Origin of the sequence: Nocardioides panaciterrulae (assembly GCF_013409645.1) — a bacterium.
Lineage (GTDB): Bacteria > Actinomycetota > Actinomycetes > Propionibacteriales > Nocardioidaceae > Nocardioides > Nocardioides panaciterrulae.
The window spans coordinates 1,627,876-1,654,619 of record NZ_JACCBG010000001.1; the positions used below are offsets into that span (position 1 = coordinate 1,627,876).

At 74.7% G+C, this 26,744-nt stretch carries 23 protein-coding genes; 12 read left to right on the forward strand and 11 right to left on the reverse strand.

Going from position 1 to position 26,744, the window contains the following annotated elements:
* Nucleotides 1–10 precede the first annotated feature (10 nt).
* The gene (locus BJZ21_RS07625; protein ID WP_179663189.1) at nucleotides 11–1,093 is read right to left on the reverse strand and encodes a baeRF2 domain-containing protein; all 1,083 of its coding nucleotides are present in this window, start codon (nucleotides 1,091–1,093) and stop codon (nucleotides 11–13) included.
* Between the two features lie 116 nt (nucleotides 1,094–1,209).
* Here BJZ21_RS07625 and BJZ21_RS07630 point away from each other — a divergent pair, with 116 nt between their 5' ends.
* The 4 genes from BJZ21_RS07630 (at nucleotide 1,210) to BJZ21_RS07645 (ending at nucleotide 5,936) form a co-directional block, all read left to right on the forward strand.
* Complete coding sequence (locus tag BJZ21_RS07630) at nucleotides 1,210–2,754, forward strand: AMP-binding protein (protein ID WP_179663190.1); 1,545 nt, start codon at nucleotides 1,210–1,212, stop codon at nucleotides 2,752–2,754.
* Nucleotides 2,755–2,807: 53 nt separating this feature from the next.
* Nucleotides 2,808–3,926 carry a Nif3-like dinuclear metal center hexameric protein gene (locus BJZ21_RS07635; RefSeq protein ID WP_179663191.1) on the forward strand — a complete coding sequence of 373 codons (1,119 nt, stop codon included), beginning with the start codon at nucleotides 2,808–2,810 and terminating at the stop codon, nucleotides 3,924–3,926.
* Nucleotides 3,927–4,014: 88 nt separating this feature from the next.
* The gene (locus BJZ21_RS07640; protein ID WP_425490535.1) at nucleotides 4,015–4,725 is read left to right on the forward strand and encodes a zinc ribbon domain-containing protein; all 711 of its coding nucleotides are present in this window, start codon (nucleotides 4,015–4,017) and stop codon (nucleotides 4,723–4,725) included.
* The gene (locus BJZ21_RS07645) at nucleotides 4,722–5,936 is read left to right on the forward strand and encodes a bifunctional RNase H/acid phosphatase (protein ID WP_343052017.1); all 1,215 of its coding nucleotides are present in this window, start codon (nucleotides 4,722–4,724) and stop codon (nucleotides 5,934–5,936) included. Before BJZ21_RS07640 ends, BJZ21_RS07645 begins: the two co-directional genes overlap by 4 nt.
* A gap of 54 nt (nucleotides 5,937–5,990) precedes the next feature.
* Here the strand turns inward: BJZ21_RS07645 and aroF are convergent, their stop codons facing one another.
* From aroF to BJZ21_RS07670, 5 genes are all read right to left on the reverse strand, one after another.
* Nucleotides 5,991–7,097 carry a 3-deoxy-7-phosphoheptulonate synthase gene (gene aroF, locus BJZ21_RS07650; protein ID WP_343052018.1) on the reverse strand — a complete coding sequence of 369 codons (1,107 nt, stop codon included), beginning with the start codon at nucleotides 7,095–7,097 and terminating at the stop codon, nucleotides 5,991–5,993.
* Between the two features lie 61 nt (nucleotides 7,098–7,158).
* Nucleotides 7,159–8,052 (reverse strand): EamA family transporter, encoded by an 894-nt coding sequence (locus BJZ21_RS07655; protein ID WP_179663192.1) that lies wholly within the window; start codon nucleotides 8,050–8,052, stop codon nucleotides 7,159–7,161.
* Entirely contained in the window at nucleotides 8,049–8,987 is a 939-nt protein-coding gene (locus BJZ21_RS07660; protein WP_179663193.1) for a deoxyribonuclease IV, read from the reverse strand. The genes BJZ21_RS07655 and BJZ21_RS07660 overlap by 4 nt, the downstream gene beginning before the upstream one ends.
* Nucleotides 8,988–9,078: 91 nt before the next feature.
* A complete protein-coding gene (locus tag BJZ21_RS07665; protein ID WP_343052019.1) occupies nucleotides 9,079–11,193 on the reverse strand; it encodes a PASTA domain-containing protein in 2,115 nt (704 codons plus the stop codon).
* A 120-nt stretch (nucleotides 11,194–11,313) separates the two neighbouring features.
* Entirely contained in the window at nucleotides 11,314–12,051 is a 738-nt protein-coding gene (locus BJZ21_RS07670; protein ID WP_179663195.1) for a transglycosylase SLT domain-containing protein, read from the reverse strand.
* A 283-nt stretch (nucleotides 12,052–12,334) separates the two neighbouring features.
* On the opposite strand from BJZ21_RS07670, the gene BJZ21_RS07675 reads away from it, so the two are divergent.
* Entirely contained in the window at nucleotides 12,335–12,706 is a 372-nt protein-coding gene (locus BJZ21_RS07675) for an Rv2175c family DNA-binding protein (protein ID WP_179663196.1), read from the forward strand.
* Nucleotides 12,707–12,734: 28 nt separating this feature from the next.
* Here BJZ21_RS07675 and BJZ21_RS07680 read toward each other — a convergent pair whose 3' ends face one another.
* A complete protein-coding gene (locus BJZ21_RS07680) occupies nucleotides 12,735–13,829 on the reverse strand; it encodes a polyprenyl synthetase family protein (protein WP_179663197.1) in 1,095 nt (364 codons plus the stop codon).
* Nucleotides 13,830–13,936: 107 nt separating this feature from the next.
* Between BJZ21_RS07680 and metF the strand changes: the two genes are divergently transcribed.
* Nucleotides 13,937–14,827 carry a methylenetetrahydrofolate reductase [NAD(P)H] gene (gene metF / locus BJZ21_RS07685; protein WP_179663198.1) on the forward strand — a complete coding sequence of 297 codons (891 nt, stop codon included), beginning with the start codon at nucleotides 13,937–13,939 and terminating at the stop codon, nucleotides 14,825–14,827.
* A 3-nt stretch (nucleotides 14,828–14,830) separates the two neighbouring features.
* Here the strand turns inward: metF and BJZ21_RS07690 are convergent, their stop codons facing one another.
* From BJZ21_RS07690 to BJZ21_RS07705, 4 genes are all read right to left on the reverse strand, one after another.
* Nucleotides 14,831–16,279, reverse strand: a complete 1,449-nt coding sequence (locus tag BJZ21_RS07690; protein ID WP_179663199.1) for a purine-cytosine permease family protein — start codon at nucleotides 16,277–16,279, stop codon at nucleotides 14,831–14,833.
* Between the two features lie 151 nt (nucleotides 16,280–16,430).
* Nucleotides 16,431–17,732 (reverse strand): phytoene desaturase family protein, encoded by a 1,302-nt coding sequence (locus BJZ21_RS07695; RefSeq protein WP_179663200.1) that lies wholly within the window; start codon nucleotides 17,730–17,732, stop codon nucleotides 16,431–16,433.
* A gap of 25 nt (nucleotides 17,733–17,757) precedes the next feature.
* A complete protein-coding gene (locus tag BJZ21_RS07700) occupies nucleotides 17,758–18,120 on the reverse strand; it encodes an ArsC/Spx/MgsR family protein (protein WP_179663201.1) in 363 nt (120 codons plus the stop codon).
* 13 nt (nucleotides 18,121–18,133) lie between these two features.
* Nucleotides 18,134–18,607 (reverse strand): YbaK/EbsC family protein, encoded by a 474-nt coding sequence (locus BJZ21_RS07705; RefSeq protein WP_179663202.1) that lies wholly within the window; start codon nucleotides 18,605–18,607, stop codon nucleotides 18,134–18,136.
* Nucleotides 18,608–18,729: 122 nt separating this feature from the next.
* Here BJZ21_RS07705 and BJZ21_RS07710 point away from each other — a divergent pair, with 122 nt between their 5' ends.
* The 6 genes from BJZ21_RS07710 (at nucleotide 18,730) to dinB (ending at nucleotide 26,609) form a co-directional block, all read left to right on the forward strand.
* The gene (locus BJZ21_RS07710; protein ID WP_179663203.1) at nucleotides 18,730–19,197 is read left to right on the forward strand and encodes a hypothetical protein; all 468 of its coding nucleotides are present in this window, start codon (nucleotides 18,730–18,732) and stop codon (nucleotides 19,195–19,197) included.
* Between the two features lie 297 nt (nucleotides 19,198–19,494).
* Nucleotides 19,495–19,863, forward strand: a complete 369-nt coding sequence (locus tag BJZ21_RS07715) for a DUF6504 family protein (protein ID WP_179663204.1) — start codon at nucleotides 19,495–19,497, stop codon at nucleotides 19,861–19,863.
* A gap of 11 nt (nucleotides 19,864–19,874) precedes the next feature.
* Nucleotides 19,875–20,348, forward strand: a complete 474-nt coding sequence (locus BJZ21_RS07720; RefSeq protein WP_179663205.1) for an SAV_6107 family HEPN domain-containing protein — start codon at nucleotides 19,875–19,877, stop codon at nucleotides 20,346–20,348.
* Nucleotides 20,349–20,356: 8 nt separating this feature from the next.
* Nucleotides 20,357–24,406 (forward strand): DNA polymerase III subunit alpha, encoded by a 4,050-nt coding sequence (locus BJZ21_RS07725; protein ID WP_179663206.1) that lies wholly within the window; start codon nucleotides 20,357–20,359, stop codon nucleotides 24,404–24,406.
* 49 nt (nucleotides 24,407–24,455) lie between these two features.
* The gene (locus BJZ21_RS07730) at nucleotides 24,456–25,226 is read left to right on the forward strand and encodes a methyltransferase domain-containing protein (protein ID WP_179663207.1); all 771 of its coding nucleotides are present in this window, start codon (nucleotides 24,456–24,458) and stop codon (nucleotides 25,224–25,226) included.
* Between the two features lie 198 nt (nucleotides 25,227–25,424).
* On the forward strand, nucleotides 25,425–26,609 hold the full coding sequence (dinB, locus tag BJZ21_RS07735) for a DNA polymerase IV (RefSeq protein WP_179663208.1): 1,185 nt from the start codon (nucleotides 25,425–25,427) through the stop codon (nucleotides 26,607–26,609).
* Nucleotides 26,610–26,744: the final 135 nt, after the last annotated feature.

A 26,744-nucleotide genomic window follows, 5' to 3' on the forward strand; every position in this document is an offset into this window, starting at 1 on the left:
GGTCGGCGGGTCAGCCGGCCTGCTGGTGCCAGCGCAGCAGCGCGGTGACCGGCGCGCCGCCCATCACCCCGTGGGGGAGCACCGAGACGTCCGCGTCGGTGTGGGACGCGGCCGCCATCAGCGCGAGGTCCGCGCGCACCGGCCGCTCCGCCGGCGACGGGCCGAGCGGGAGGCCGGGGTGCGCGGCCGGGTCGAGCGACAGGTCCGCCAACGCGGCGGGGTCGACCAGCAGCGTCTCGACCTGCCCCTGGACGAAGGCGTCGGCCACGTCGCGCACGCCCGTGGCGACCGCCTCGCCCCGGCCCATCCGCCCGCGCAGCTCGTTCACCAGGTCCAGGCGACGGGCGACGACCTCGTCCATCAGCGCCTCCCGCACGGCCTGCTGCATCGCCTCGCCGCCGCCGTCCTCGCCCCGGCTGCCGCTGTCCAGCTCCACCAGGTCCATCGGCTGGTCGCCGAGGGCCTCGCGCACCAGGGCCTTGGAGTGCGCGTCGCCGGCGAGCAGCACCAGGCGGTGCCCCTCGCGGACCCGCCGGGTGATCTCCTCGGCGACCATCCGCGCGTTCTGGGCCCAGACGTTCTCGGTGACGTTCTGGTAGCGCATCGCCGACCAGCCCCCGGCCGGGACCTTCTGGACGTACTGCGTCTCGCCCTCGATGCTGCGCTCGTCGATCGGCTCGGGGACGTCGGAGTGCATCACCGCGACGTCACCGCCCTCGTGGTCGACCAGGGCCAGCACGAACGTGACCCGGCCGTCCACGCGCTCGACCCAGTGGGCCAGGTCCGGCAGCGGCGCCCAGGTCGCCACGGTCCGGTCGACCTGGGCGCCGACGATCTCGTCGTGCTGCACCCCTTGGGCGTTCGCGATCACGAGACGGGAGACGGGGGAGGGCCGGTGCACGAGCTCCCCGAGGTGCTCCGAGACGGTCCGGACGACGGCGGGGTCGGCGCCCTGGGCGCCGAGCTCCTCGCAGGCGGCGCGGACCCGGAGGTCGTGCGCCCGCTCGCCGGTGTCGTCGTGGCTCACGTCCACGAGCACGGTCGCGAACGGTCCCGGGGCGGCGTACACGGTGTGGAAGGTCGTGGAGTCCATGGGTGCGCGTGCCCGAACGGGCCGCCGGGGAAACGGGTCGGGCGGGCACCAACCTCGGACCGACGTGCCGCCGCTAGAGTGGCCGCGATCACAGGCGAGACGCGCAGGAGGCGCACATGATCGTCCCGTTCAGTGTTTCCGACTTCATCGATCGCGCCGTGCAGGTCTACGGCGAGCGGATCGGCGTCGTCGACGAGCCACAGCAGCCGGCGCCCTCGCTGGGCGACCTGACGTACGCCGAGATCGGGGCGCTCGCGCGGCGTCAGGCGGCGAAGCTGGACGAGCTGGGGATCGGCTTCGGGGACCGGGTCGCGATCGTGAGCCACAACAGCGCCCGGCTGCTCACCTCGTTCTTCGGCGTCGCCGGCTTCGGGCGCGTCCTGGTGCCGGTGAACTTCCGGCTGCGGCCCGACGAGGTGCGCTACATCGTCGCCCACTCGGGCGCCCGGGTGCTGCTGGTCGACCCCGAGCTGCAGGACGAGCTGAAGGACGTCGAGTGCGAGCACCGCTTCGTGCTCGGCGAGGACGAGGACCTGTACGCCGCCGCGGGCGTCGAGCCCCGGCCCTGGGAGCCGGACGAGAACGCCACCGCCTGCATCAACTACACCTCCGGCACCACCGCGCGGCCCAAGGGCGTGCAGATCACCCACCGCAACATCTGGGTCAACGCGGTGACCTTCGGCTTGCACGCGGGCGTGACCGACCGCGACGTCTACCTGCACACGCTGCCGATGTTCCACGCCAACGGCTGGGGCATGCCGTTCGCGATGACCGGGCTCGGGGTCAAGCAGGTGGTGCTGCGCAAGGTCGACGGCGCCGAGATCCTGCGCCGCGTCGAGGAGCACGGCGTGACGGTCATGTGCGCCGCCCCGGCCGTGGCCGCGGCGGTGCTCGACGCCGCCCGGACCTGGGAGGGCGAGATCCCCGGCCGCGACCGGGTCCGGATCATCATGGCCGGCGCCCCGCCGCCGACCAAGACCGTCGCCCGGGTCGAGGAGGAGCTCGGCTGGGAGTTCATCCAGATCTACGGGTTGACCGAGACCTCCCCGCTGCTCACGGTCAACCGCTCCAGGGCCGAGTGGGACCACCTGTCCGCGGAGGAGCGCGCCGCCAAGCTGACCCGCGCCGGCGTGCCCGCCCTCGGCGTACGCCTGGACATCGGCGGTCCCGGCGAGCACGACGGCGAGGTGCTGGCCCGCTCCAACGTGGTCCTCGAGGGCTACTGGGCGCAGCCGGAGGAGAGCGCTCGGGCGCTGGCGGACGGCTGGTTCCACACCGGTGACGGCGGCACGATCGGCGACGACGGCTACCTCACGATCAGCGACCGCAAGAAGGACGTGATCATCACCGGCGGCGAGAACGTCTCCTCGATCGAGGTCGAGGACGTGCTCTTCTCCCACCCCGAGGTCGCGGAGGTCGCGGTGATCGGCGTGCCCAGCGAGAAGTGGGGCGAGACCATCAAGGCGCTGGTGGTGCGCGCGGAGGGGTCGACGGTGAGCGAGGAGGAGCTGATCGCCTGGTGCAAGCAGAAGGCGGCGGGCTACAAGGCGCCGACCTCGATCGAGTTCCGCGAGGTGCTCGCCCGCACCGCCACCGGCAAGCTCCAGAAGTTCAAGCTGCGGGCGCCCTACTGGGAGGGCATGGACCGCCAGGTCAACTGACGGCTGGACCGAGGGCTGGACCGGGCGGGCGGACCGCCCGGTAGCCTCCGGGCATGCCCACGCTGAAGGACCTCGTCGACCTGGTCCATGGCTGGTACCCGCCGTCCACCGCGGACTCCTGGGACGCGGTCGGCCTGGTCCACGGCGACCCCGACGCGCCGGTCTCCAAGGTGATGTTCGCCGTGGACCCGACGCTCGAGGTCGCCCGGGAGGCCGCCGACTGGGGCGCGGACCTGCTGGTGGTGCACCACCCGCTCTTCCTGCGGCCGGTGCACGGCTTCGCGGCCACGACCCCCAAGGGGCAGACCCTGGCTGCGCTCGCGGACGCCCGCTGTGCGCTGCTCACCGCGCACACCAACGCCGACCGGGCGGTCGGCGGCGTCTCGGAGGCGCTGGCCACCGCGCTCGGGCTCAGCGACCTGCGACCGGTCACCGCCGACTGGGACGGGCCGCTGGACAAGCTCACGACCTACGTCCCGCGCGCCGACGCCGACCGGGTGCGCGCCGCGCTGGCGGACGCGGGTGCGGGCCGGATCGGCGACTACGACCGGGCGTCGTTCTCCAGCCCGGGCGAGGGTCGCTTCCGGCCGCTCGCCGGGGCCGCGCCGGCGATCGGGGAGGTCGGCCGCCCCGAGGTCGTCGAGGAGGTCCGGGTCGAGGTGGTGCTGCCCCGCGGCCGGCGCACGGCCGTGGTGGTGGCGATGCTGGCCGCCCACCCCTACGAGGAGCCGGCGTACGACGTGGTCGAGCTCGCCGACCCCGGCGCGGCCCCGACCGGCGCGGGCCGGATCGGCACGGTGGGGCGCACCACGCTGCGCGAGTTCGCGGCGAGCGTCGCCGCGGCCCTGCCCGGGACGGCGCACGGCGTGCGCGTCGCCGGTGACCCCGACCGCGTCGTACGACGGGTCGCGGTGTGCGGGGGTGCCGGCGACTTCCTGCTCGAGGCGGTGCTGCGCAGCGACGCCGACGTCTACGTCACCAGTGACCTGCGGCACCACCCGGCGGCGGAGTTCCTGGAGAAGGACGGGCCCGCGCTGGTGGACGTGGCGCACTGGGCGGCGGAGTGGACCTGGCTGCCGATGGTGCGGGCGCGGCTGGTCGACGCGGTGGGCGATACGGTGGAGACCCGGGTCAGCACGCGGTGCACGGACCCCTGGAGCTTCCGCCCGTGAGGGCCAGCCCGCCCCACACGACCGGCCACGACCGGCCACGACCGAGGAGATCACGCTGAAAGCCGACCCCCACGCCCAGCTGAAGCTGCTGGACGTCCAGGCGCTCGACCTGCGCGCCGACCAGCTGCGCCACCAGCGGAAGAACCTGCCCGAGCTGGCCGAGATCGCCGCGCTGCAGGCGGACCGGACGGCCCTGGAGAACCGGGCCCGGGACGCACGGATCGTGGCCGACGACCTCGGCGCCGAGCAGCGCCGCGTCGACGCCGACGTGGAGCAGGTGCGCGCGCGCCGCGTCCGCGACCGGGACCGGATGGACTCCGGGGCGATCACCAACCCCAAGGACCTCGAGCGGATGCAGCACGAGCTCGCCTCCCTCGAGCGCCGGATCACCTCGCTCGAGGACGACGAGCTGGAGGTCATGGCGCGGCTCGAGGACGCCCAGAAGGACCTGGCGGCGTTCACCGAGCAGGTCGCGTCCGCCGACCAGCGGCTCGCCGCGCTCGCGGTCGCCCGGGACGAGAAGCTCGCCGAGATCGACACCACCCTCGCGCAGGTGGCGGTCGAGCGCGCGGCCGCGGCCGAGGGCCTGCCCGAGGACCTGGCGGCGCTCTACGAGAAGCTGCGCGCGCAGAAGGCCGGCATCGGTGCCGCCGCCCTGCACCAGCGCCGCTGCACCGGTTGCCAGCTCAGCATCGACGCCTCCGAGCTGGCCCGGATCAAGGGCGCCGCGACCGACGAGGTGGTGCGCTGCGAGGAGTGCTCCCGGATCCTGGTGCGCACCGCCGAGTCCGGGTTGTGAGCGAGGCCGGCGTGACCTACCGCGCGGTCATCGTCGAGGCCGACGGCGGCTCGCGCGGCAACCCCGGCCCCGCGGCGTACGGCGCGGTCCTGCGGGACGCCGAGACCGGCGCGGTGATCGCCGAGGAGGGCACCACCATCGGGCGGGCCACCAACAACGTGGCGGAGTACTCCGGGCTGGTCGCCGGGCTCCGGCTCGCCGGGGCCTACGCGCCCGAGGCCGAGGTCGAGGTCCGGATGGACTCCAAGCTGGTGGTCGAGCAGATGTCGGGCCGCTGGAAGATCAAGCACCCCGACATGAAGCCGCTGGCCATGGAGGCGAGCCGGCTCGCGCCGTTCGGCACGACCTACACCTGGGTGCCGCGGGAGCAGAACAGCTACGCCGACCGGTTGGCCAACGAGGCGCTGGACGGCACCCGGCACGGCGTGACCGTGCTCGGGAGCAACCCCGACGCGGACTCGCTCATCGAGGAGCTCGAGAGCCCCGAGGAGACCCCCGAGCACGTCGCCGCGCCCGCGCGCGGCTGGTCGGCCCCGGCGGGTGAGCCCACGACGCTGGTTCTCGTCCGGCACGGCGTCACCGACCACACCGTGGAGAAGCGGTTCTCCGGGGGCCTGGCCAGCGCCGACCCGGGCCTGAGCGACGACGGGCGCGCCCAGGTGCGGGCCGTCGCCGAGTGGCTCTCGCCGATCGCGGACCGGGTGGACGGGGTCGTGTCCTCGCCGGTGCGGCGCACCCGCGAGTCCGCGGACATCCTCGCCGAGGCGCTGGGGCACGCCGTCGACGTCGAGCACGGCTTCGCCGAGATGGAGTTCGGGGCCTGGGACGGCCTCACCTTCGACGAGGTGGCGGCCCGGCACCCGGAGGAGCTCGACAGCTGGCTCGGCTCGCTCGACGTCGCGCCGAGCGGGGGCGAGTCGTTCCGGGTGGTCGAGAAGCGCGTCCTCGCCGGCCTGCAGCGGCTGCTCGACCACCACCCCGGCCGCACGATCGTGGTGGTCAGCCACGTGACGCCGATCAAGACCCTGGTCGCCCACGCCGTCGAGGCGCCGCTCGAGGCGGTGTTCCGGATGGAGCTCTCGCCGGCCTCGGTGACGGTGCTGTCGTTCTTCCGTGGCGGCCCGGACGGCACCGAGCAGCGGGCGTCGCTGCGGATGTACAACGCACTCCCACCCGGCTCGGACCCGTTCTCGTCGCCGGCCCGCTGGTGAGCGCGGCTCCCGCCTGAGCGGGCCCCGGTCGAGCGGGCCCGGGCCGGAGGCGGGTCAGGAGCGGGGGTACGCCGCGGGCGTGTCCTGGCGGCCCAGCGCGGCGGGCAGCCGGCGCACCGCCCGGGCGAGCTCGCGCAGCTCCGCGCCGTGCAGCGCCTGCGGGCCGTGGCACAGCGCGTCCTCGGGGTGCGGGTGCACGTCGACGGCGACCCCGTCGGCGCCCACCGCGATCGCGGCCCGCGCCAGCGGCACCACCAGGTCGCGCCGGCCGGCGGCGTGCGAGGGGTCCACCACCACGGGGAGGTGGCTGGCGGCCTGCGCAACCGGCACCGCGACCAGGTCGGGGGTGGTGCGGGTGGTCGGCTCAAAGGTGCGGATGCCGCGCTCGCAGAGCACGATGTCGAGGTTCCCGCGCTGGGCGATGTGCTCGGCGGCCATCAGCCACTCCTCGACGGTCGCGGTGTGGCCGCGCTCGAGGAGCACCGGCCGCCCGGTCTCGGCGACCGCCTGCAGCAGCCCGACGCTGGCCATGCTGGCGGAGCCGACCTGCAGCATGTCCGCGTGCTCGGCGGCGACCGGCACGTCGCGGGGGTCGACGACCTCGGTCACCACCGGCATCCCGGTCGCCTCGCCCGCGCGGGCGAGGATCTCCAGGCCGGTCACGCCGAGCCCTGGGAAGGCGTACGGCGAGGTCCGCTGCTTCCACGCGCCCGCGCGCAGCAGCGAGGCCCCCGCCGAGCGCGCGATGTGCGCGGCCTCGAGCGCCTGCTCGGCCGACTCGACCGCGCACGGCCCGGCGATCAGCGTGAACCGGCCGGGCCCCAGCGGCACCCGGCGCTCACCCGAGCCCACCCAGACGGTGGATCGCTCGGGGTGGTGCTGGCGGCTCACCAGCTTGTAGGGGTCGGAGATGCGGTGCACGGCGGCGACCCCGGGCAGCGCGCGCAGATCCAGCTGCCAGAAGGCGTCGACGTCGCCGACCAGACCGATGATCGTGCGGCTGACCCCGGTGGACACGAAGGTCTCGCCGCCGGCCGCCTCGACCCGGGCCACCACCCGGGCCACGTCCTCGGGCGTGGCCCCGGGGGCCATCACGACGACCATGACGGTTCCTCTTCGCAGCAGGGGGACCACGCCGTCGGGGTCCGGGAACGACGTCACGACGGTAGGTGACCCGGCCGCGGCCGCGCGGTGACGACCGGGATGTGGAACCGGATCGTGATCAGACCGTGAGGTGCTGCACCTCGGCCTCGACCCGGCGGCGCGGGACCAGCTCGACGACGAGCATCGCGGTGAGCACCATGGCGCCGCCGACCAGCATCCGCACCGTGAGCGACTCCCCGCCGGCCAGCACCGCGAAGAACGCCGCGAAGACCGGCTCCATGCTCATGATGATCGCGCTGCGCGTGGGCGGCAGGTGGGCCTGCGCCCAGGTCTGCGCGACCAGCGCGAGCGCCCCGGCGAACAGCGCCATGTAGATCACCGAGAGCCAGTCCGCGCCGCTCTGCGGGAGCACGATCCCGTCCGGCAGGGTCGCCACCAGGCACACCAGCGTGATCACGACCAGCTGCAGGATCGACATGCCGAGCGCCTCGTGCGGGGTGGACCAGGCACCCAGCCCGACGATGTGCAGCGCGTAGAGCAGCGCGGAGACCAGCGTCAGCGCCTCGCCGTACCCGATCGAGAGCCCGTCGAGGGTCAGCACCCCGAGCCCGGCGGTCGCCAGCAGCACCGCGCCCCAGGTGCCCGCCGTGATGCGGGTGCGCAGCAGGGCGGCGGCAAGGACCGGCGTGAGCACGACGTACATGCCGGTGATGAAGCCGGACACGCTGGCCGCGGTGTGCGCGAGCCCCGCCGTCTGGAGGATCTGCGCCACGCCGTACAGCAGGCCGAGCGCGAGCGCCGAGCGACGGGCGGAGGGGGAGAGTCGGCCGACCGCTCGGGGGGCGACGAGGAAGAGCGCGACGCTGGCGATCGCGAAGCGGACCGCGAGGAAGTCCAGCGTCGGCATCCGCTCCAGCAGGTCGTGGATGAGGAAGAACGTCGAGCCCCACATCGCGGTGACCGCGAGCAGGCTCCCGGTCGCCAGCAGGGTCGTACGACGTGCCTCGGTCACGTGCTCGCCGCCCGGAGCCCTGCGCGCGCCTGCGCCCGCAGCCGCTTGAGCAGCGGGATGTCCACGTTGTCCGCACCCCGCGAGCCTGGGGTCTCGAGCACGAACGGCACCCCCTGCGTCGCGGGATGGGCGAACAGCTCGGTGAACGCGGCGGTGCCGATGTGGCCCTGGCCGATGAGCTGGTGGCGGTCCTTGAAGGCGCCGCGGACGTCCATCGAGTCGTTGGCGTGCACCAGGCGGAGCCGACCGGGGCCGCCGATCTCGACGATCCGGTCCACGGTCGCGGTCGCGCCGCCGGGCTCGTCGAGCGGGGCGCCGGCGGCGAAGACGTGGCAGGTGTCGAGGCAGATCCCGGCCTTCGGGTGGTGGTCGAGGGCGTCGAGGTAGCCCGCGAGGTCGTCCACGCCGGCGCACAGCGACCGGCCCTGGCCCGCGGTCGGCTCGAGCAGCAGCCACGGGGCCGCGTCGCCGGCGACGACCTCCAGCAGCGGCAGGAGGCCCTCGCGCACCTGCCGCAGCGCGGCCGCGTGGCGGGCCTCCTGCTCGGCGGTGTCGGTCGCGGAGTCGACGTAGGAGCCGGTGTGCACGACCACGCCCTCGGCGCCGATCTCGGCGGCGCGGCGCAGGTTGTGGGCGACGGCCGCGACCGAGCGCTCGTAGGTCGAGGCGGTCGGCGAGCCGAGGTTCACCAGGTAGGGGGAGTGGATGAACGCCCGCATCCCGCGCCGCTCGATCTCGGCGCGGAAGCGCCGGTCGTCGGCGGGCCTGCCGGCCGAGAGCGCCCAGCCGCGGGGGTTGCCCACGAACAGCTGGATGGTCTCGCAGCGCAGCAGGTCGGCGTTGGCCAGGGCGCCGTCGGTCAGGCCCTTCCCCACCAGGACGTGGGTGCCGATCGGGTTCCGGACAGCGTCGTCCGTGGCGGGGTCGCAGGGCATGACAGAAGGCTAGGTGGCCGGCGCCGGGGGACGGTCGCCGGGCGGGCCGGACCGGCGGCCGGATCAGGTCTGGATCAGATCCGGATCAGGTCTAGATCAGGTAGAGCGTGATGGTGGACCCCTTGGGCACCATCTCGCCGGACCCGGGGGAGAGCTTGAGGACGTAGCCGAGGCCGAGGTACTCCGCGGAGTTGTCCACGACCACCTTGAAGCCGAGCGCCTCCAGCTCGGCGGTGGCGGCGTCCACGCCGGACGCCCGGATCCCGTCGGGGACGCGGACCAGCTCGGGCCCCTTGGACACGACCAGGCGCACCGTGTCCCCGCGGTAGACGGTGCCGCCCGGCGGCTCCTGGGAGATCACCTCGCCCCGGTCGTAGCTGTCGGAGTACTCCTCGGAGCTGCGATCGACCACCAGCCCCTTGCCCTCGAGGGCGGCCTGCGCCTTGTCGGCGTCCTTGCCGGTCCAGTCCCGCAGGTGGATCGGCTTCCTGCCCTTGCTCACGAACAGCGTGACCGCGGTGCCGGGCCGTTCGGTCGTGCCGGCCTTCGGACTGCTGCCGAGCACGATCCCCTCGGGCACGGTCTCGGAGAACCGGTCGACCTCGCGGGCGAAGGACAGGTGGGTGGCCTCCAGCGCGGCCTTCGCCTGGTCGAGGGTCTGGCCCTTGAGCTTCGGGACGTCGTACCTCTCCTTGCCCAGCGAGATCACCACGCTCACGGTGCCGCCGTCGAGCACCCGCGAGCCGGCGTTCGGGTCGGTGTCGATCACGTGCCCGGCCGGCACGGTCTCGGAGTACGCCGGGTCGTCGAGCCGGGGGTCGAGGCCGGCGGCGCGGAGCCGGTCCAGGGCGGCCGGCCGGGTCAGCCCGATCACCCCCGGTGTGGAGGTGTAGCGGGCCCACCCGAACCACCAGGCGCCGGCACCGGCGGCGACCGCGAGCACCAGGAGGAGCGCGAGCAGCAGCGGACCCCGGCGTCGCCGCGGACGGCGGCCGCCGCCCGCGGTGGACGGGGGGCGGGTCGACGCAGCGGGTAGGGCCGGCGGAGCCGCGTGGGAGCGCGGGATCAGGCTGGTCCGCTCCTCCCCGCCGTCGGGGCCGGGGGCCGAGGGACGGGCCGGGGCCAGCAGGCCGGCCAGCTCCGCGTCGTCGAAGGGGTCGGGCGCGGTGTCGTGCCGGCCGGGACCGTCGGCGGTGCCGGCCTCCCCGTCGCCTTCCCCGTCGCCTTCCACGTCGCCGGCGCGCAGCAGCAGCGGGGCGAGGTCGGCGGTGAGCTCGGGGTCGTCCCGCACGCCGTCGGCGAGGGCGTGGCTCACCCGGTGGACCTGGTGCAGCAGCACCCTCGCGTCGGCGGGGCGCAGCTCCCGCTGGCGCGCGGTCGCGCGGGCGACCAGGGCGTCGACGTACGCCGGGATCCCCGGCACGCTGCGCGACGGCGGGGGGACGTCCTCGTGCACGTGCTTGTAGGCGACCTGGATGGGCGACTCGCCCTCATGGGGCTTGTTGCCGGTGAGCAGCTCGTAGAGCACCACCCCGGCGGCGTAGACGTCGGCGCGCGGGTCGGCCCGGCCGTCGACGACCAGCTCGGGGGCGAGGTAGGAGACCGTGCCGATCAGCACGCCCGAGGTGGCGGTGTGCTGGGTGTCGGCGCTGACCGCCTTGGCCAGGCCGAAGTCGGCGACCTTGATCCGGCTGGCGCCGGTCCCGGGCTCGGTGGCGATGAGCACGTTCTCGGGCTTCACGTCGCGGTGGATCAGGCCGGCCCGGTGCGCGGCGGCCAGCGCCGAGAGCACGGGGTCCAGCAGCGCCAGCGCCTTCGCCGGCGCCATCGGGCTCTCCTTGCGGATGACATCGCGCAGCGTGTGGCCCGAGACCAGCTCCATCGCGAGGTAGACGGTGCCGTCCTCCTCGCCCTGGTCGTAGACCGCCACGACGTTGGGGTGGGAGAGCCGGGCCGCGGCGCGTGCCTCCCGGACGAACCGGTCGGCGAACTCGCCGTCGTCGCCGAGGCCGGCGTGCATGACCTTCACCGCGACGGTGCGGTCGAGCCGGATGTCGGTGGCCTCGTAGACGCTGGCCATGCCGCCGCGGGCGATCCGGCCGAGGATGCGGTAGCGCCGGTCGAGGAGTCGGCCGATCATGGGGTCGCCGGCGGCGCCGTCGGCACCCGTGGGGGCATGCCGACCCGTCTGCTGGCGTGGCTGCACGACGACCCTCCTGCGGCCGGACGGGGAAGGATCCGGTGGCCCCATGGTACGGACGCCGGCCCCGGCGGCGGCGGTGGGAGCGCCCCCGGCGTGGCGTTCGGACGCCGGGTCGGCGCTCGCTCAGGCCGGGGGCCGGCCCTGCTCGAGGCGGTGCCGGATCGCGAGCACGTTGTCGACGTAGTGCCGGGTCTCGTCGTAGAGGCCGTGCTGCCGCACCGCCCCGAGGCCCTGGTAGTAGGCCGCGACGGCGCGTCGCCGCGTGCGGGTCTGCTCGTCGAGCACGCGCAGCAGTCGGACGCCCGCGGTGGCGTTGTCGGCGAGCCGGTGCAGTCGCAGCCGGTGGTCGGCGTACTGCGACATCCAGCGTCCGGTGGCCGGCAGCACCTGCATGGTGCCGATCGCTCCGGCCCCCGAGCGCCGGTCCATCCGCCAGCCGGACTCCTGCCACGCCACGGCCAGTGCCAGCTGGGGGTCCACGCCGTGGCGGGCGGCGGTGCGGGCCACGGCCCGGCGTACGGCGGGCCGAGCGGGAGCGGCGGAGTGGCCGGTGCGGTGACCGGTGTGGTGACCGGGGTGGTGGCCGGTGTGGGGGACCGCGGCGAGCACCACCGGGATCTCCAGGCGCTGCCCGACCCGGATCGCGGCGCCCGCACCGAGGTGGTTGCGGGCGACGAGCTCGGCGGTCCAGGCGTGGTAGCGGACGGCCAGGCCGGTCACCGTCTCGCCGGGGCGCACCCGGTGCTCCACGATCCTGCGCCCGGAGGGCCCGGCCTCGTCGGCGACCGCCGCCGGGACGGCCAGCACCGTGGTCGCGAGCAGGCCGGCGAACAGGGCGAACAGGCCGGCGACGGCCGGCACCGGGCGCACGAGGGCTCGCGGGCTCAGGCGTGGGCTCAGGCCTGAGTCGGGGTGACGAGACGTCCGGGGTCGGGGGGTGGTCGAGGCCATGGAGGCTCTCCCTTCGGCGTCCCGCGCGGCACCCGGGTCCCGAGCGGCCCGGTGGGGACGCCGGGGGACGTCGCTCGACCGTACGTGACCCCGGCGCTGGTGCTCAAGGGACCCAGGTGACTCCTGTGGTCATGGGTGGCGCTCCCCGGAGCCGGTTTCGCGTGGGCCCCGGGGCAGGTGGGAGAGTGGTGCCATGACCGAACCGAGACTCGCCGACGCCGACCTCGCCGCGCTGGTGGAGGAGTGGATCGACTGGGCGGAGACCGCCCGTCGGCTCGGGGTCACCGTGGGCAAGGTGCGCACGATGATCCGCGACCACGAGCTTGCCGCCGCGGTGCCCTCACCGGGCGCCGGCCAGCAGGTCCCGGCCCTGTTCGTCCAGGACGGACTCGTCGTCAAGGGCCTGCCGGGCCTGCTCACCGTGCTGCACGACGGCCGCTACGACGACCGCGAGTGCATCGCGTGGATCTTCTCCGACCTCGACCTGCCGGGCCGCCCGATCGACGCGCTGCGGGAGAACCGCGGGTCGGAGGTCAAGCGCCGGGCCCAGGCGATGGCGTTCTGACGGCTCGGACCGCGGCTCGGACGGCGATTCAGACCGCGCGGTCGGTGGCGGCCGAGGCGAGCTCGCGCAGCACGCCGCACGCGCGACGGTCCAGCTCGGCCCGCTCCAGGGCCGCGACCGCGCGGCCGGCGAGCTCGGCGATCACGCCCTCGACCTGGGCGTGCGCCCCGGACCCGTCGATCACCTGCCGCAACCGGTCGACCTCGTCGGGGGCCAGGTCGGTGCCGAGCGACTCGTGCAGCAGCCGGGCGTCCTCCGAGTCGGCCGCGTCCAGCGCCAGGGCGACCAGCACCGTGCGCTTGCCCTCGATCAGGTCGTCGCCGGCCGGCTTCCCGGTCGTGGCGGGGTCGCCGAAGACCCCCAGGAGGTCGTCGCGCAGCTGGAACGCCTCGCCCAGCGGCAGCCCGAAGGCCGTGAGCTCGGCCATCGTGCGCGTCCCCGCGCCCGCCAGCGCGGCCCCGATGTGGAGCGGGCGCTCGATGGAGTACTTCGCCGACTTGTAGCGCAGCACGGTCATCGCCGCGTCGACGTCCGCGGCGCCGCGCGCCTGCACGGACACGTCGAGGAACTGCCCGGCGATCACCTCCGAGCGGCAGTGGTCGAAGACGTCGAGCGCCGGAGCGACCCGGGCGGCCGGCAGCCCGCAGTGGCGCAGCAGCTCGTCGGCCCACGTGAGCAGCAGGTCGCCGAGCAGGATCGCCGCGGCCGCGCCGTACTGCTCGTGGTCGCCGCGCCAGCCCGCCTGCCGGTGGGCGGACTCGAACTGCCGGTGCGTCGCCGGGCGGCCGCGCCGGGTGTCGGAGGCGTCCATCAGGTCGTCGTGGACGAGCGCGCTCGCGTGCAGCAGCTCCAGCGACGCGCAGGCCCGCACCAGCGCGGCCTCGTCCTCGGGGCGCTCGACGGCGCCGGGGTCGACGGCGAGGTGGCCCCAGTAGCAGAACGCCGCGCGGAAGCGCTTGCCCCCTGAGACCGAGGCGCGGGCCTCGTCGACGAGACGGGCGGCGTCCGGCCCGAGCGGCGCGAGCCGCTCGGCCTGCTCGTCGAGGAACGCCGTCAGCGCGGCCTGGACCCGGTCGCGGAACCCGGCGCTGTCCCAGCCGCTGTCGCACCCGCTGCTCGTCACGGCGACGACACTAGAGGGTGCGGCACCGGCCCGGACCGGCAGGTGGACCGGCGCTCGGACTTGGACATCGCCGGTCCAGAGCTCGCGGCGAACCTAGACTTCGCCCCATGGAGAGCGGACGCGGGCGCAGCATGGCCGACCTGATCGGGGGCGGGGAGCGCTCGTTCTCCTTCGAGTTCTTCCCGCCGAAGGACGCCGCGGGGGAGGAGCAGCTCTGGCGCGCGATCAGCGACCTCGAGCCCTACCGGCCGACGTTCGTCTCGGTCACCTACGGCGCGGGCGGGTCGACGCGCGACTCCACGGTCCGGATCACGGGTCGCATCGCGCGCGAGACCTCGCTCACGCCGATGGCCCACCTCACCTGCGTCGGCCACACCCGCGCCGAGCTCGAGACCATCCTCGACCGGTACGCCGAGGCCGGTGTCCACCACGTGATGGCGCTGCGCGGGGACCCGAGCGACGGGCCACGGGCGCCGTGGACCCCGACCACGGGGGGACTGACCTACGCCACCGAGCTGGTCGAGCTCGCCCGCTCGCGCGGCGACTTCCGCATCGGGGTGGCGGCCTTCCCCGAGGGGCACCCCACGGCCGCGTCCCTGGACGCCGACGCCGACGTGCTCGCCGCCAAGGCCCGCGCCGGGGCGGAGTTCGCGGTCACCCAGATGTTCTTCCGCGCGGAGGACTACTTCGGCCTGGTCGAGCGGGTGCGCGCCCGTGGCGTCGACCTCCCGATCCTGCCCGGGATCATGCCGATCCTGAACCTCAGCGCGATCCGCCGGCAGGGCGAGCTGATCGGCGCCGACGTGCCGGCGTCGGTCGTCGGCCGGATCGCCGCCCACGACGGCGACCCGGCCGCGGTCCGGAACGAGGGGGTCAAGATCGCGGTCGAGCTGTGCGAGGAGCTGCTGGCGGGTGGCGCTCCCGGCCTGCACTTCTACACGCTGAACCGCTCGCGGGCCACGCTGGAGATCTTCGAGGCGCTCAACGTCACCGTCTGAGCCTCACCGGGAGCCGGCGGGCTCCGCCGTGCCGTCCGCGCCGTCGAGCGCCGCCACCTCGGGGAAGCCGATCATCTGCTCCGGCGCCCGGTGCTGCCGGCCCGCCCACACGTAGTAGACGAGCGCCGGCACGGCCAGCCCGACCAGCCAGGAGATGTCCGCGCCCCCGAGCGCCTTGGTCACCGGACCGGTGTAGAGGGTCTGGGCCAGGAAGGGCACCTGCACCACGATGCCGACCGCGTAGGTCACCAGCGCCGCGGCGTTCCAGCGGCCGTAGCGCCCCTCGGGGTCGTAGAGCGCCGGGAGGTCCACCTTCTCCTTCGACACCAGGTAGTAGTCGGTGAGGTTGATCGCGCTCCACGGGGTGAAGACCATCAGCAGCAGCAGCACGAAGTTCTTGAAGTTGCTCAGGAAGTCCGCGCTGGCCCACAGCGCGATCGCCATCGACGCCAGCAGCATCACCACGATGAAGGCCGCACGGGCCCCCTGTCCCATCCGGCGCTGACCGGTGAAGGCCGTGACGGAGGTGGCGGCGCACATGAAGCTGCCGTAGGCGTTGAGGCAGGTGACCGTCAGCTTGCCCACCACGATCAGCAGGTAGATCAGGGCCGCCACGGCAGCCGGGCCGGCGAGGTCGCCCAGCCACGCCACCTGGCCGGAGAGGAACGCGTCCCCGGCGACCGCGGCCACGACGGCACCGAAGGTCATCGACACCTGCGAGCCGAGCACGCTGCCGGCGAAGGTGCCCCAGAACGTGTGCCGGGGCGGGGTGTCGGCGGGCAGGTAGCGCGAGTAGTCGGCGACGTAGGGTCCGTAGGTCAGCTGCCATCCCGCGCCGAGGGAGACCGCCAGCAGGAACGTGGCGAAGTCGAAGGTGGGGTGGGCGAAGGCCGCGCCGACGTCGTGCTGGGTGAACAGGCGGACGGCGAGGTAGCCGAAGCCGATGATGCCGAGGACCGAGGCGACCCGGCCCACGGAGTGGATCAGGTCGTGGCCCACGATCGCGATCACCGCGACCAGCGCGATGAACAGGCAGATCCCGACCGCGGGCGCGTCCACGCCGAGGAACGCGTTGATCGCCTGCCCCGAGAGCACGGTCCCGGTCGCGGTGAAGCCGAGGTACATCACGATCACCAGGACCAGGGGGACGACGGCGCCGAAGACGCCGAACTGGGCGCGGCTGGAGATCATCTGGGGCAGTCCCAGTCGTGGGCCCTGCGCGGAGTGCAGCGCCATCACGGCGCCCCCGAGCACGTTGCCCAGGAGCAGCCCCACGATCGCCCACAGGGCGTGGGCGCCGAAGACGACGGCCAGGGCGCCGTCGACGACGGCGGTGATCTGCAGGTTGGCGCCCAGCCACAGCGTGAACTGGTTGGCGGGGGTGCCCTGCCGCTCGGCGGCCGGGATGGCATCGATCGAGCGGCGCTCGATCCGGGGCGCATGTGCTGCCATGGTGGTCCTTCGGTCCAGTGGCCCGGGAGTCGGGCCGTGACGGTGACCAACGACACACCCTGTGGTGGGTGGTTGGAGAGCGGATCCCGCAAGAACCGTCTCGGATCCGAGACTTATCGGGCGTCGGGTGCCCGGCCCGGGGGAGCCGGGGTCAGGCGGGGCCCACGGCCTCGGCGACCAGGGCGGCGGAGAGGCCGACGAAGGGCAGGCCCGAGCCGGGGGTGGCGTGCGCCCCGGCGGCGTAGACCCCGGGCACGGGGGTGGTCGGACCGAGACGGCGGCGCACCGTCGCGCGCCCCTGCCACCGCACCCCGAGCGGCGAGCCGCCCCACTGCTCGACCAGCTCCCGGGGGGACCGGTCGAGCCTGGTGACCAACTGGCGGCGGACGTCGATGCCGTGGCGTGCCAGCGCCACCAGCACGTCCTCGAGCAGCGTGCCGCGGGCGTGGATCGTCCACCCGGTGTGGCCCGCGGGGGCCCGGCCGCCGGGCCGCACCACCAGCAGCGGGTCCCCGTGCAGCACCAGCTCCGGCGGCAGGTCGGGGACCGGCCCCTCGAGGCCGACGTGGCTGACGGACGGCGGGATCGCCGGCATGGTCCGCTCGACGTACGGCGCCAGCGTCGGAAGCCGTCTCGGGTCCACCGCGCAGACCACGACCTCCGCGTCCAGCTCGCCGTCGGGGGTGACCACCGCGACCACCCGGCCGTCCCGGACCACCAGGTCGCGGACCTCGGTCCCGGTGTGCACCTCGACCCTGCGGGTCGCCAGCCGCCGCTCGAGGGCGGCCGCGAGCGCCGTCATGCCGCCGACGAGCGTCCAGCCGCCGAAGCGCTGCTCGACGTAGGAGGTGACGCCGAGCCAGGCCGGCACGTCGCGCAGGTCGTGCCCCTCGGCGACGAACGGGTGGCCGGCGACCAGCCGCAGCCGCTCGTCGCGGAACGCCTTGCGCAGGCTGCGGCGCAGGGACTGCCGGCTCGCGAGGACCGGTGCCAGCTCCGGGGACAGGTCGTCGCGGTCCCAGGGGTGCTCCAGGTAGTTGCGGCGCAGCACGTCCCAGACCTCGGCGTGCGCGCGGACGTGATCGGTCCAGCGCCGGCCCAGCCCCTCGCCGAGGGCGTCGAAGGCGCGGAGCTGCGCCCCCCGGGACCCACCGGGGAGCGCGAGCGAGGTGCCGTCCTCGAAGCGGTGCTCGCGGATGATCTCGAGGGGGACCAGCTCCAGCTCGCGCTCCAGGGGCCGCCCGGACTTGCGGAACAGGTCACGCACCACGGCCGGCAGCAGCGCGCTGGTGGGCCCGCCGTCCCAGGCGAAGCCGTCCGCGCGGACCTCGGCGAGGGCACCGCCGAGCTGTCCGGCGCGCTCCAGCAGCGTCACCTGGTGGCCGAGCTTGGCGAGTCGTGCCGCCGCCGCCATGCCGCCGAAGCCGCCTCCGAGCACCACGACCCGCGCCATGGCGTGCACCCTACGGCGCGGTGGCTCAGCCGGGCCGCTCGGCGTCGATCACCCGGGCCAGGGAGCCGGCGTCGCGGCCGACCACGGTGGTGCCGTCGTCGGCGGTGAGGATCGGACGCTGGATCGCGCGCGGGTGCTCGGCGAGCGCGGCCAGCCAGGCCTCGCGGGCGGACGCGTCGCGCGGCAGGTCGATGCCCGCCTCCCGGGCCTCCTTCTCGCGGGCGATGTCCCACGGCTCGAGCCCGAGCCGGGTCACCACCTCGCCGAGCTCGCCGGCGGTCGGGGTCTCCTCCAGGTAGCGACGGACGGTGTATCCGACGCCGGCGGCCTCCAGCTCCGAGACCGCCGTGCGGCACTTCGAGCAGGCGGGGTTCAGCCAGATCTCCATGGTCGGCCCCGGCTCACTCGACCTCGACCACGGTCGCGCCGGTGAGCGCGAGGAGCTCGTCGTACGACGTGGAGAACACCGCCGCGGGGTGTCCGGCGGCGGCCCAGACCACGTCGTACTTCTGCAGCCAGGAGTCGAGGTACGTCGGGACCGGTGCGGGGTGGGCGAGGGGGGAGACCCCGCCGATCACCTGCCCGGTGTGCTCGCGGACGAACTCCGGCGTGGCCCGCTCCAGCGCGGGGAGCCCGAGGCGCTCGGCCACCCGCACGGTGTCGACGCGGTGGGCGCCCGAGGTGAGGATCAGCACGGGGGAGCCGGCGGCGTCGAAGAGCAGGCTGTTGGCGATCGCACCCGTCTCGCAGCCCAGCGCGGCGGCCGCCAGTGCGGCGGTGTGGACCGAGTCGGGGAGAATGACGATCTCACCGGTGCCGCCCCGCGCGCGGTGCTCGTCTCGAAATCGGGTGATCGCGGGGTGCTCGGTGGTCATACTGCGACCCTAGCGAGAAGCGGGGCCGCCGATCCGCGGGTTCCGGCCCACGAGTTCCAGTCATGAGTTCCGGTCACGAGTTCCGCACGCGCCGTCACCGGTCGTGCGGGAGAGGAGAGTGCATGAGACGGCAGCAGCCGCGCTCGATCAGCGGTGCGATCGGGGTCCTGGCCGCGATGGTGGTGCTCAGTGGCCTGACCGCGCTGCTGACCGTGGTCTACCGCGACCGGCTCGTCCGGTCCTGGGAGACCGGCCACCCCGACGTCGGCGGCGCGCTGCAGCCACCGGCGTTCGTGCCGGTCGCGATCGTCCTCTTCTGCGTCTTCGCGCTGCTCGCGGGGGTGCTGGTCAGCTTCCTGCGCGGCGGGCATCCCTGGGCGCGGCTGGCGCTCAGCGGGCTGAGCATCTTCATGGCCGTGGTGTCGCTGGCGGGGCTCCGCTCGGACCCGCCCACGCTGTTCCTGGTGCTCCCCGTGGTGTGGGTGGCGCTCGACCTCGCCCTGCTGGTCTGCCTCTGGCTGCCCGCGACCAGCGCCTACGTCAACGGCTCCTGGGAGTCCGACCCGGCGCCGACGCGGCCCTCCGCCTAGGCCTGTCCCGACCACCTGACCCCGCCCGGGAGGACGGGGTCCTCGGCGTGCCCGACGCCGATCCTCGGTCCCCGCGCCCAGTCCCAGTCCCCAGTCCCCGATCGGTGTTGACGGGCTGTCCGTGGCGAGGTGTACCGTTCGGAGTAGTTCGAACAAACGTTCGACTCCGCCTGGTGGGGGCGACCTCGACCCCGTCCCCACCGGGCCGGCCCGGGCAGGCCCGGGCCGGCCGGCGGTCGGGCCTGCGGGCCCCGGGTCGGTGTCCGGGGTCGAGATCGGGCGCAGGAGGCGGCACGGATGAGGCGGTACGACGACCCCGTGGAGGTACGACGGGGACTGGTGACAGGCGTGGAGGGACCCGAGCAGTTCCTCTGGCGCGGACGGTTGTGGAAGGTGCGCGCCGTGCTCGCGCACTGGGTGGAGACGGCGCCGTGGTGGCAGTCCTCCGGCGTGCGTGCGGTGGTCGGCTCCGACGACGCCCGGGAGGGGGACCGGGCCGTGGGGCCGGCGGGGGACCTGCTGGTCGAGCGCGAGCTCTGGCGGGTCGAGGCCGGCCGCGGTGCCGGGCCGGCCGCCGGTGACGGGATCTCCGGGGGCGGCGGGGTCTTCGACCTCTCCTTCGACTGGTCCGACGGGCGCTGGCAGCTCGTCGGCTGCGTGGACTGAGGGGAGGAGCCATGGACGTCCTCACCCCCAATCCCACCCCCAACCCCAACCCCTACGCCCTGCCGGCCACGACCCACTCCTACCTGGCGCGGGCCGCGGAGTCGCTGAGCGAGGCGATGGCCGCCACCGAGGTGCCGACCCGCTACGCCTGCGCCCACGTGGCGGCGCTGCGGGCCACGGCCGCGTTGCTGGCGGCGCGCGCCCAGCCGGCCCCGCGCCGGCGTCCGCAGAGGAGCGCCTCCCAGAAGAATGCTTGGGTGCTGCTGGCCGAGGTGGCCCCCGAGCTGGCCGAGTGGGCCCACTTCTTCGCCGCCGGCGCCGCCAAGCGGGCGGCCGCGGAGGCGGGCTCCACCCGGGCGGTGAGCGAGCGCGAGGCCGACGACCTGGTCCGTGACGCGGACCGCTTCCTCGCGGTGGTCGAGCAGTGCCTCGGGCTGGTCCCGCACGCCCCGGCGGCGGTCCAGCTGGTCCGGCACGTGAGTTGAGGCGAGCCGTGACCGACCCGTTCCCCCACCTCCACGTGGCCTCCGGCTACTCCCTGCAGTACGGCGCGTCACACCCGCACACGCTGGTCGAGCGTGCGGTCGAGCACGAGATGGACACGCTCGCGCTCACCGATCGCGACGGCACCTACGGCGCGGTGAAGTTCGCCAAGGCGTGCCTGGCCGCCGGGGTCCGCCCGGTGCTCGGCGTGGACCTCGCCCACCGGCCGGTCCTGCCCGGCGAGCGACCGGACGGGCAACCGGCCGGGCGACCGCGGACCCCGGTCCGGGGCGGCGCCTTCCGCGACCCCCGGCTGCCCCGGGTGACGTTGCTGGCCGCCGGCCGGGCCGGGTGGGCGGCCCTGTGCCGGCTGGTCTCGGCCACGCACCTGGCCGGCGAGCGCGGGGCCCCCGTGCTCGACCCCGGGCTGCCGGAGGTGGCCGAGCTGCTCGGCTCCGGTGACCTGCTGGTGCTGCTGGGGCCGGCCTCGGAGCTGGGGACCGCCGCGGCGCGTCGCCGCGACGACCTGGCCCGGGCCGCCCTGGCCCCGTGGCGCGCGCTGGTGCCCGCGGAGGACCTGCTCGTCGAGCTGGTCTCCCACCGGCGCGGCGCCACGGGCGGGGGCTGGGGGCCGGGGAGCGCGCCCCACGCGGCCCGGATGGCGGTGCAGGCGCGGGAGGCCGGCCTGCAGACGGTGCTCACCAACGCGGTCCGCTACGCCGACCGCGCCGACGCCCCGACCGTCGACGTCCTCGACGCCGCCCGGCGCCTGGTCGCGCTGGACCGGCGCCACGTCGACCGGGGCAACGCCGAGGGCTACCTGAAGTCCGGCAAGGAGATGACCGAGGTCGCCGAGGAGGTCTGCCGGCTCGCCGGCCTGGCCGCCGACCCGGCCGCAGAGGCCCGGCGGCTGCTCGCCCGCACCCGCGCGGTGGCCGACCGGTGCGCGCTGGACCCCCGTGCCGACCTGGGGCTGGGGGAGGTGCACTTCCCGGAGTTCCGGCTCGCCGGCGGCGAGGCCACGCGCCGGCCCACCCCGGGGGCGAGCCCGGCCGACGCGCTGCTGCGGGCCCGGTGCGAGAGCGCATTGGGCGACCGCTACGGCTCCGCGCCGAGGCAGGTGGTCTGGAAGCGGCTCGACGACGAGCTGGAGATGATCCGCGGGCTCGGCTACGCGTCGTACTTCCTCACCGTCGGCGACGTCACCGACCTGATCCGCGAGATGGGCGTGCGCTGCGCGGCCCGCGGCTCGGGCGCCGGCAGCCTGGTCAACTACCTGCTCGGCATATCCGGGGTCGACCCGATCCGCCACGGCCTGCTCATGGAGCGGTTCCTCTCACCGCTGCGCCAGGCGCTGCCCGACATCGACGTCGACGTCGAGTCCGCCCGCCGGCTGGAGGTCTACGAGCGGATCCTCGACCGCTACGGCGGGGAGCGGTGCGTGTGCGTCTCGATGATGGACACCTACCGGGTCCGCCACGCCGTGCGGGACGTCGGCGCCGCGCTGGGCATGCCGCCCGGTGAGATCGACGCGATCGCCAAGGCGTTCCCGCACATCCGGGCCCGCGACGCCCGGGTGGCGCTGCGCGAGCTGCCCGAGCTGCGCGCCAGCGGGCTGGGGGAGCAGCGGCTCGACCTGATGTTCCGGCTGGTCGAGCGGCTCGACGGGCTGCCCCGCCACATCGCCGTGCACCCGTGCGGGGTGCTGCTCTCCGACGCCACCCTGCTCGACCGCACCCCGGTGGAGGCGTCCTACGCCGGCTTCCCCATGAGCCAGTTCGACAAGGACGACGTCGAGGACCTCGGCCTGCTCAAGCTCGACGTGCTCGGCATCCGGATGCAGTCCTCGATGGCCCACGCCCTCACCGAGATCCGGCGCGTCGACGGCGTGGAGATCGACCTCGACGACGAGGAGCAGGTGCCCTTCGACGACGCCGAGACCTACGCGATGATCTCGAGCGCCCGGACCCTGGGCGTCTTCCAGATCGAGTCGCCCGGCCAGCGGGAGCTGGTCGGCAGGTCCGGCATCGAGTCCTTCGAGGACATCATCACCGACATCTCGCTGTTCCGGCCCGGGCCGGTCAAGAGCGACATGATCACGCCGTACCTCGACGCCAAGCAGGGCTGGCGGGCTCCGTCGTACCTCCACGAGGACCTGCGACCGATCCTCGGCCAGACCCACGGCGTGGTGGTCTTCCACGAACAGGTCATCGAGATCATCGCGCGCTTCGCCCGGCTCTCCTACGCCGAGGCCGACGAGGCCCGGCGGGCGCTCGGTGACGCCGACGGGATGGCCCAGACCAAGCTGTGGTTCTTCCCCCGGGTGCTGGCCCAGGGCTACTCCCTGCCCGTGGTCGAGGGGATCTGGCGGATCCTGGAGGCGTTCGCGTCGTTCGGCTTCTGCAAGGCCCACGCCGCGGCGTTCGCGCTGCCGACCTTCCAGTCGGCCTGGCTCAAGGCGCACTGGCCGGCCCACTTCCTGGCCGGCGTGCTCACCCACGACCCGGGCATGTACCCCAAGCGGCTGATCCTCGAGGACGCTCGCCAGCTCGGCATCGCCGTGCTCGGGCTCGACGTGAACGCCAGCGAGAAGGAGTACGCCGTCGAGCGACTCCAGCCGCGGCCTCTCGCGGCGGTGTCGTCGCTCGACGGGCGCTCCGGCGCCGCTCGTGGGCAGGAGTGGGACTACGGGATCCGCCTCTCTCTGGCCGAGGTGAAGGGCATCAGCGAGGCCGAGGTGGAGCGCATCGTCGCCGCCCGGCCCTACCACTCGCTGACCGACTTCTGGCACCGCGCCCGGGTGTCCCGGCCGATCGTGGAGCGGCTGGTGCTCGCCGGCGGCCTCGACTCCGTGCACGGCATCGGCGGCGGCCCCGCCGGCCCCGAGGGCGAGGTCCGCCGGCGTGGCCGGGTGACCCGGCGCGACCTGTTGCTGCAGGTCGCCGAGCTCGACCGGCACACCCGCGCGGTCGAGCGGGCCGGCCGGGGGCGCGGGCTGGCCGGACGCCGGGTCGCCGCCGCGGTCGACCCGGCCCGGGCGCGCGCGCTGGACGCCGCGGCCCGCAACAGCACCGACCCGGCGACCCGGGAGGCCGCCCCGGCGCTGGAGCGGCACCCGCTCGCCCTTCGAGACGGCTCGTCCCTCGCCTCCTCAGGAACCACCCGAGCGGGGGTGTGGGCGCGCGCGTCGGCGCAGTCGCGCGCCACCCCGCCGCCGCCCCCGGTCACCTCGGTGCAGCTCACCCTCGACCTCGGCGACGAGCCGGGCTCCGACGGGATCGCCGGCGGCCTGCCGGAGATGACCGCGGAGGAGAAGATGCGCGCGGAGCTGGAGATCCTCGGCCTCGACGCCAGCCGGCACGTGATGGAGACCTACGGCCGGTTCCTCGACGAGCTCGGGGTGACCCGCAGCCGCGACCTGCTCCTCCGGCGCAGCCGTTCCGAGCTGCTGGTCGCCGGGGTCAAGGTCGCCACCCAGACCCCGCCGATCCGGTCGGGGCGACGGGTCGTCTTCCTGACCCTCGACGACGCCACCGGCCCGGTCGACGCGACCTTCTTCGAGGACGCCCAGGGCCCGTACGCCGCCACCGTGTTCCACTCCTGGCTGCTGGTGGTCCGCGGCGTGCTGCGACGGACCGGCCGGCGCGGGGTCTCGCTGCGTGCCACCGGCTGCTGGGAGCTGCCCGAGCTGTTCGCGCTGTGGCGCGCCCACGGCGGCGGCCCTGAGGGGCTGGCCGCGGTCCACGAGGTGATGGCCGTGGTGCCGGAGGGGTTCACCGGTGTCGGGATCGAGGAAGCCGTCGCCGGTGCCGCCGAGAGCCGGGCCACCCGGCCGGTGATGGCTCGGCCGCAGTCGTTCCCGGGGACCGGCGCGGGCGAGGGGGCAGGCGAGGACTCCGAGCACCACCCCAGCGCGGCCGGCGGCATGGGCCGGCGCCGGGTGCTGGTGCACTCCAGCGGGTTCAAGCTCTCGCCGTACGCCGACGTCAAGCCGGCGGGGGAGTCCACGAAGGATGTTGCGCGCAAGCTGTGGCATCGCAGCTCCGGGAGCCCCGGATGAGCCGTCCCGTCCCCGCGTCCCTCCCGGCCGAGGCCCTAGGGTGTGGGGCATGCCCGAGAGCGTCCGATCCAGCGAGCGACCCGGCGAACGACCCAACGAACGACCCGGCGAACGACCCAGCGAACGCAGGGGCGCTGCCCGTACCGCCGTCGTCTGGGAGGCTTTGCTGCCCGTCCTCGGGGACGAGCCCCGCGACGTCGTCGACATCGGCGGTGGCACCGGGGGGTTCGCCGTCCGGGTGGCCGAGCTCGGCCACCGGGTCTCGGTGGTCGACCCCAGCCCCGATGCGCTGGCCTCGCTGGACCGCCGCGCCCGCGAGCGCGGGGTCACCGTCACCGGCCAGCAGGGCGACCTCTCCACGCTGCTGGACCTCGTCGGCCCCGACAGCGCCGACATGGTGCTCTGTCACGGGGTGCTCGAGGTCGTCGACGACCCCGCCGCCGCGCTGGCGTCGATCCACCGGGTGCTGCGACCCGGTGGCGCTCTCAGCCTGCTGGTCGCCCAGCGGCACGCCGCCGTGGTCGCCCGGGCGATGGCCGGCCACTTCGGTCAGGCCCTGGCGCTGCTCGACGACCCCACCGCCGCCGGCCGGTCGGGGCGCCGCTTCACCCGCGAGGAGCTCGACACCCTGCTCGGCGACGCCGGCTTCGAGCCGGTGTCGGCCCACGGGATCCGGATCTTCGCCGACCTGGTGCCCGGCTCGCTGCTCGACCTCGAGCCCGGTGCCACCGCGGCGCTGGTCGAGCTCGAGCGCGCCGTCGCCGAGCGACCCGAGTACCTCCCGCTCGCGACCCAGGTGCACCTCATCGCGCAGCGATGAGCGGAGCCGACTCGGGGGAGTTGTCTGCAGCCGCGGTGGTTGCGGTTCAGGCAGACCCCCTCTGCTGAAGGCCCGTTCCCGGCTCGCAGGCCGTGGACACCTCGCCGAGTCGGCGCAAATGTCCTCCCCCGCTTCGCTCCTCCGAACATTTCCGCCGACTCGGCTCTGCCGCGGGGGATCCTGCTGCGGGAGGCTCGGATGACCGACCCGTCCCTGCGGTGCCCGATCCTCCACGTCGACATGGACGCCTTCTACGCGTCCGTGGCCACGCGCGATCGGCCCGACCTGCACGACCGGCCCGTGATCGTCGGGGGCGGCAGCCGGGGGGTGGTGCTCTCGGCCAGCTACGCCGCCCGCCTGCACGGGGTGCGCTCGGCGATGCCGATGACCCGGGCCCGGCGGATGTGTCCCCACGCCGTGGTGCTCGCGCCCGACTTCGAGCTCCTCGGCCAGGTCTCCGCGGCAGTGATGGAGTGCTTCCGCCGGGTCACCCCGCTGGTGGAGGCGCTGTCGCTGGACGAGGCGTTCCTCGACGTGCGCGGCGCGGCGCGCCGGCTCGGGACTCCGCTGGAGATCGCCGAGCAGCTGCGGGCGACCATCCACGACGAGCAGGGCATCACCTGCTCGGTCGGGGTGGCGGCCGTGGTGTCGGTGGCCAAGCTCGCCAGCCGGCGTGCGAAGCCCGACGGCGTGCTGGTGGTCCCGCCGGAGGAGATCACCTCCTTCCTGCACCCCCTCGACGTGGGGGAGCTGTGGGGGGTGGGGGAGAAGACCCGGGCGATGCTGCACCGGCTGGGCCTGGTCACCGTCGGCGACGTCGCCCACATCCCCCTGCGCACCCTCCAGCGCGCGGTGGGCGCCGGGCTGGGCAGCCACCTCCACGAGCTCGCCTGGGGCACCGATCGCCGGGTGGTCACCGCGCGCCGGGGCCCGGACGAGCCGGACCGGTCGATGGGGGCCGACGAGACCTTCGATCGGGACACCGACGACCGGGAGGTGGTGTTGCGCGAGCTGCTGCGGCTCTCGGCCAGGGTGACCGGCCGGATGCGGGTGGCGGGGGTGGCCGGCCGCACGGTCACCCTCAAGCTGCGCTTCGCCGACTTCACCACGATCACCCGGTCCAGGACCCTGCCGGAGGGCACCGACGTGACGCAGGAGGTCTACCGCACCGCCGTCCGGCTGTACGACGCCCTGGGCCTGCAGCGGGCCCGGCTCCGGCTGGTGGGGGTGCGGGTCGAGGGCCTGGTGCCGCGGGAGACGGTCCAGCGGCAACTGGTCCTCGGGGAGCGCGAGCACGGCTGGTCGGAGGCGGACCGGGCCGTGGACCGGGCGGCGCGCCGGTTCGGCTCCGCGGCGGTGCGCCCGGCCAGCCTGCTCTCGTGAGCCCCCGGTGACCCGCCGGACGTCCCCGGACACCGATCCGTCATGAATTTCCCCTCCCGGCTACCGGGATCACCAGCCGCTGCCTAGACTTGAGTCAGGCTGATGCCACCCCCTACCAGCGCCACTGCTCTGGCT

Coding starts and splice junctions, on each gene's coding strand:
- dinB (WP_179663208.1), top strand. CDS start 25,425: ATGACCGACCCGTCCCTGCGGTGCCCGATCCTCCACGTCGACATGGAC.
- BJZ21_RS07660 (WP_179663193.1), bottom strand. CDS start 8,987: ATGCCCTGCGACCCCGCCACGGACGACGCTGTCCGGAACCCGATCGGC.
- BJZ21_RS07695 (WP_179663200.1), bottom strand. CDS start 17,732: ATGGCGCGGGTCGTGGTGCTCGGAGGCGGCTTCGGCGGCATGGCGGCG.
- BJZ21_RS07700 (WP_179663201.1), bottom strand. CDS start 18,120: ATGGAGATCTGGCTGAACCCCGCCTGCTCGAAGTGCCGCACGGCGGTC.
- BJZ21_RS07635 (WP_179663191.1), top strand. CDS start 2,808: ATGCCCACGCTGAAGGACCTCGTCGACCTGGTCCATGGCTGGTACCCG.
- BJZ21_RS07730 (WP_179663207.1), top strand. CDS start 24,456: ATGCCCGAGAGCGTCCGATCCAGCGAGCGACCCGGCGAACGACCCAAC.
- BJZ21_RS07715 (WP_179663204.1), top strand. CDS start 19,495: ATGAGGCGGTACGACGACCCCGTGGAGGTACGACGGGGACTGGTGACA.
- BJZ21_RS07690 (WP_179663199.1), bottom strand. CDS start 16,279: ATGGCAGCACATGCGCCCCGGATCGAGCGCCGCTCGATCGATGCCATC.
- metF (WP_179663198.1), top strand. CDS start 13,937: ATGGAGAGCGGACGCGGGCGCAGCATGGCCGACCTGATCGGGGGCGGG.
- BJZ21_RS07625 (WP_179663189.1), bottom strand. CDS start 1,093: ATGGACTCCACGACCTTCCACACCGTGTACGCCGCCCCGGGACCGTTC.
- BJZ21_RS07675 (WP_179663196.1), top strand. CDS start 12,335: ATGACCGAACCGAGACTCGCCGACGCCGACCTCGCCGCGCTGGTGGAG.
- BJZ21_RS07630 (WP_179663190.1), top strand. CDS start 1,210: ATGATCGTCCCGTTCAGTGTTTCCGACTTCATCGATCGCGCCGTGCAG.
- BJZ21_RS07720 (WP_179663205.1), top strand. CDS start 19,875: ATGGACGTCCTCACCCCCAATCCCACCCCCAACCCCAACCCCTACGCC.
- BJZ21_RS07710 (WP_179663203.1), top strand. CDS start 18,730: ATGAGACGGCAGCAGCCGCGCTCGATCAGCGGTGCGATCGGGGTCCTG.
- BJZ21_RS07705 (WP_179663202.1), bottom strand. CDS start 18,607: ATGACCACCGAGCACCCCGCGATCACCCGATTTCGAGACGAGCACCGC.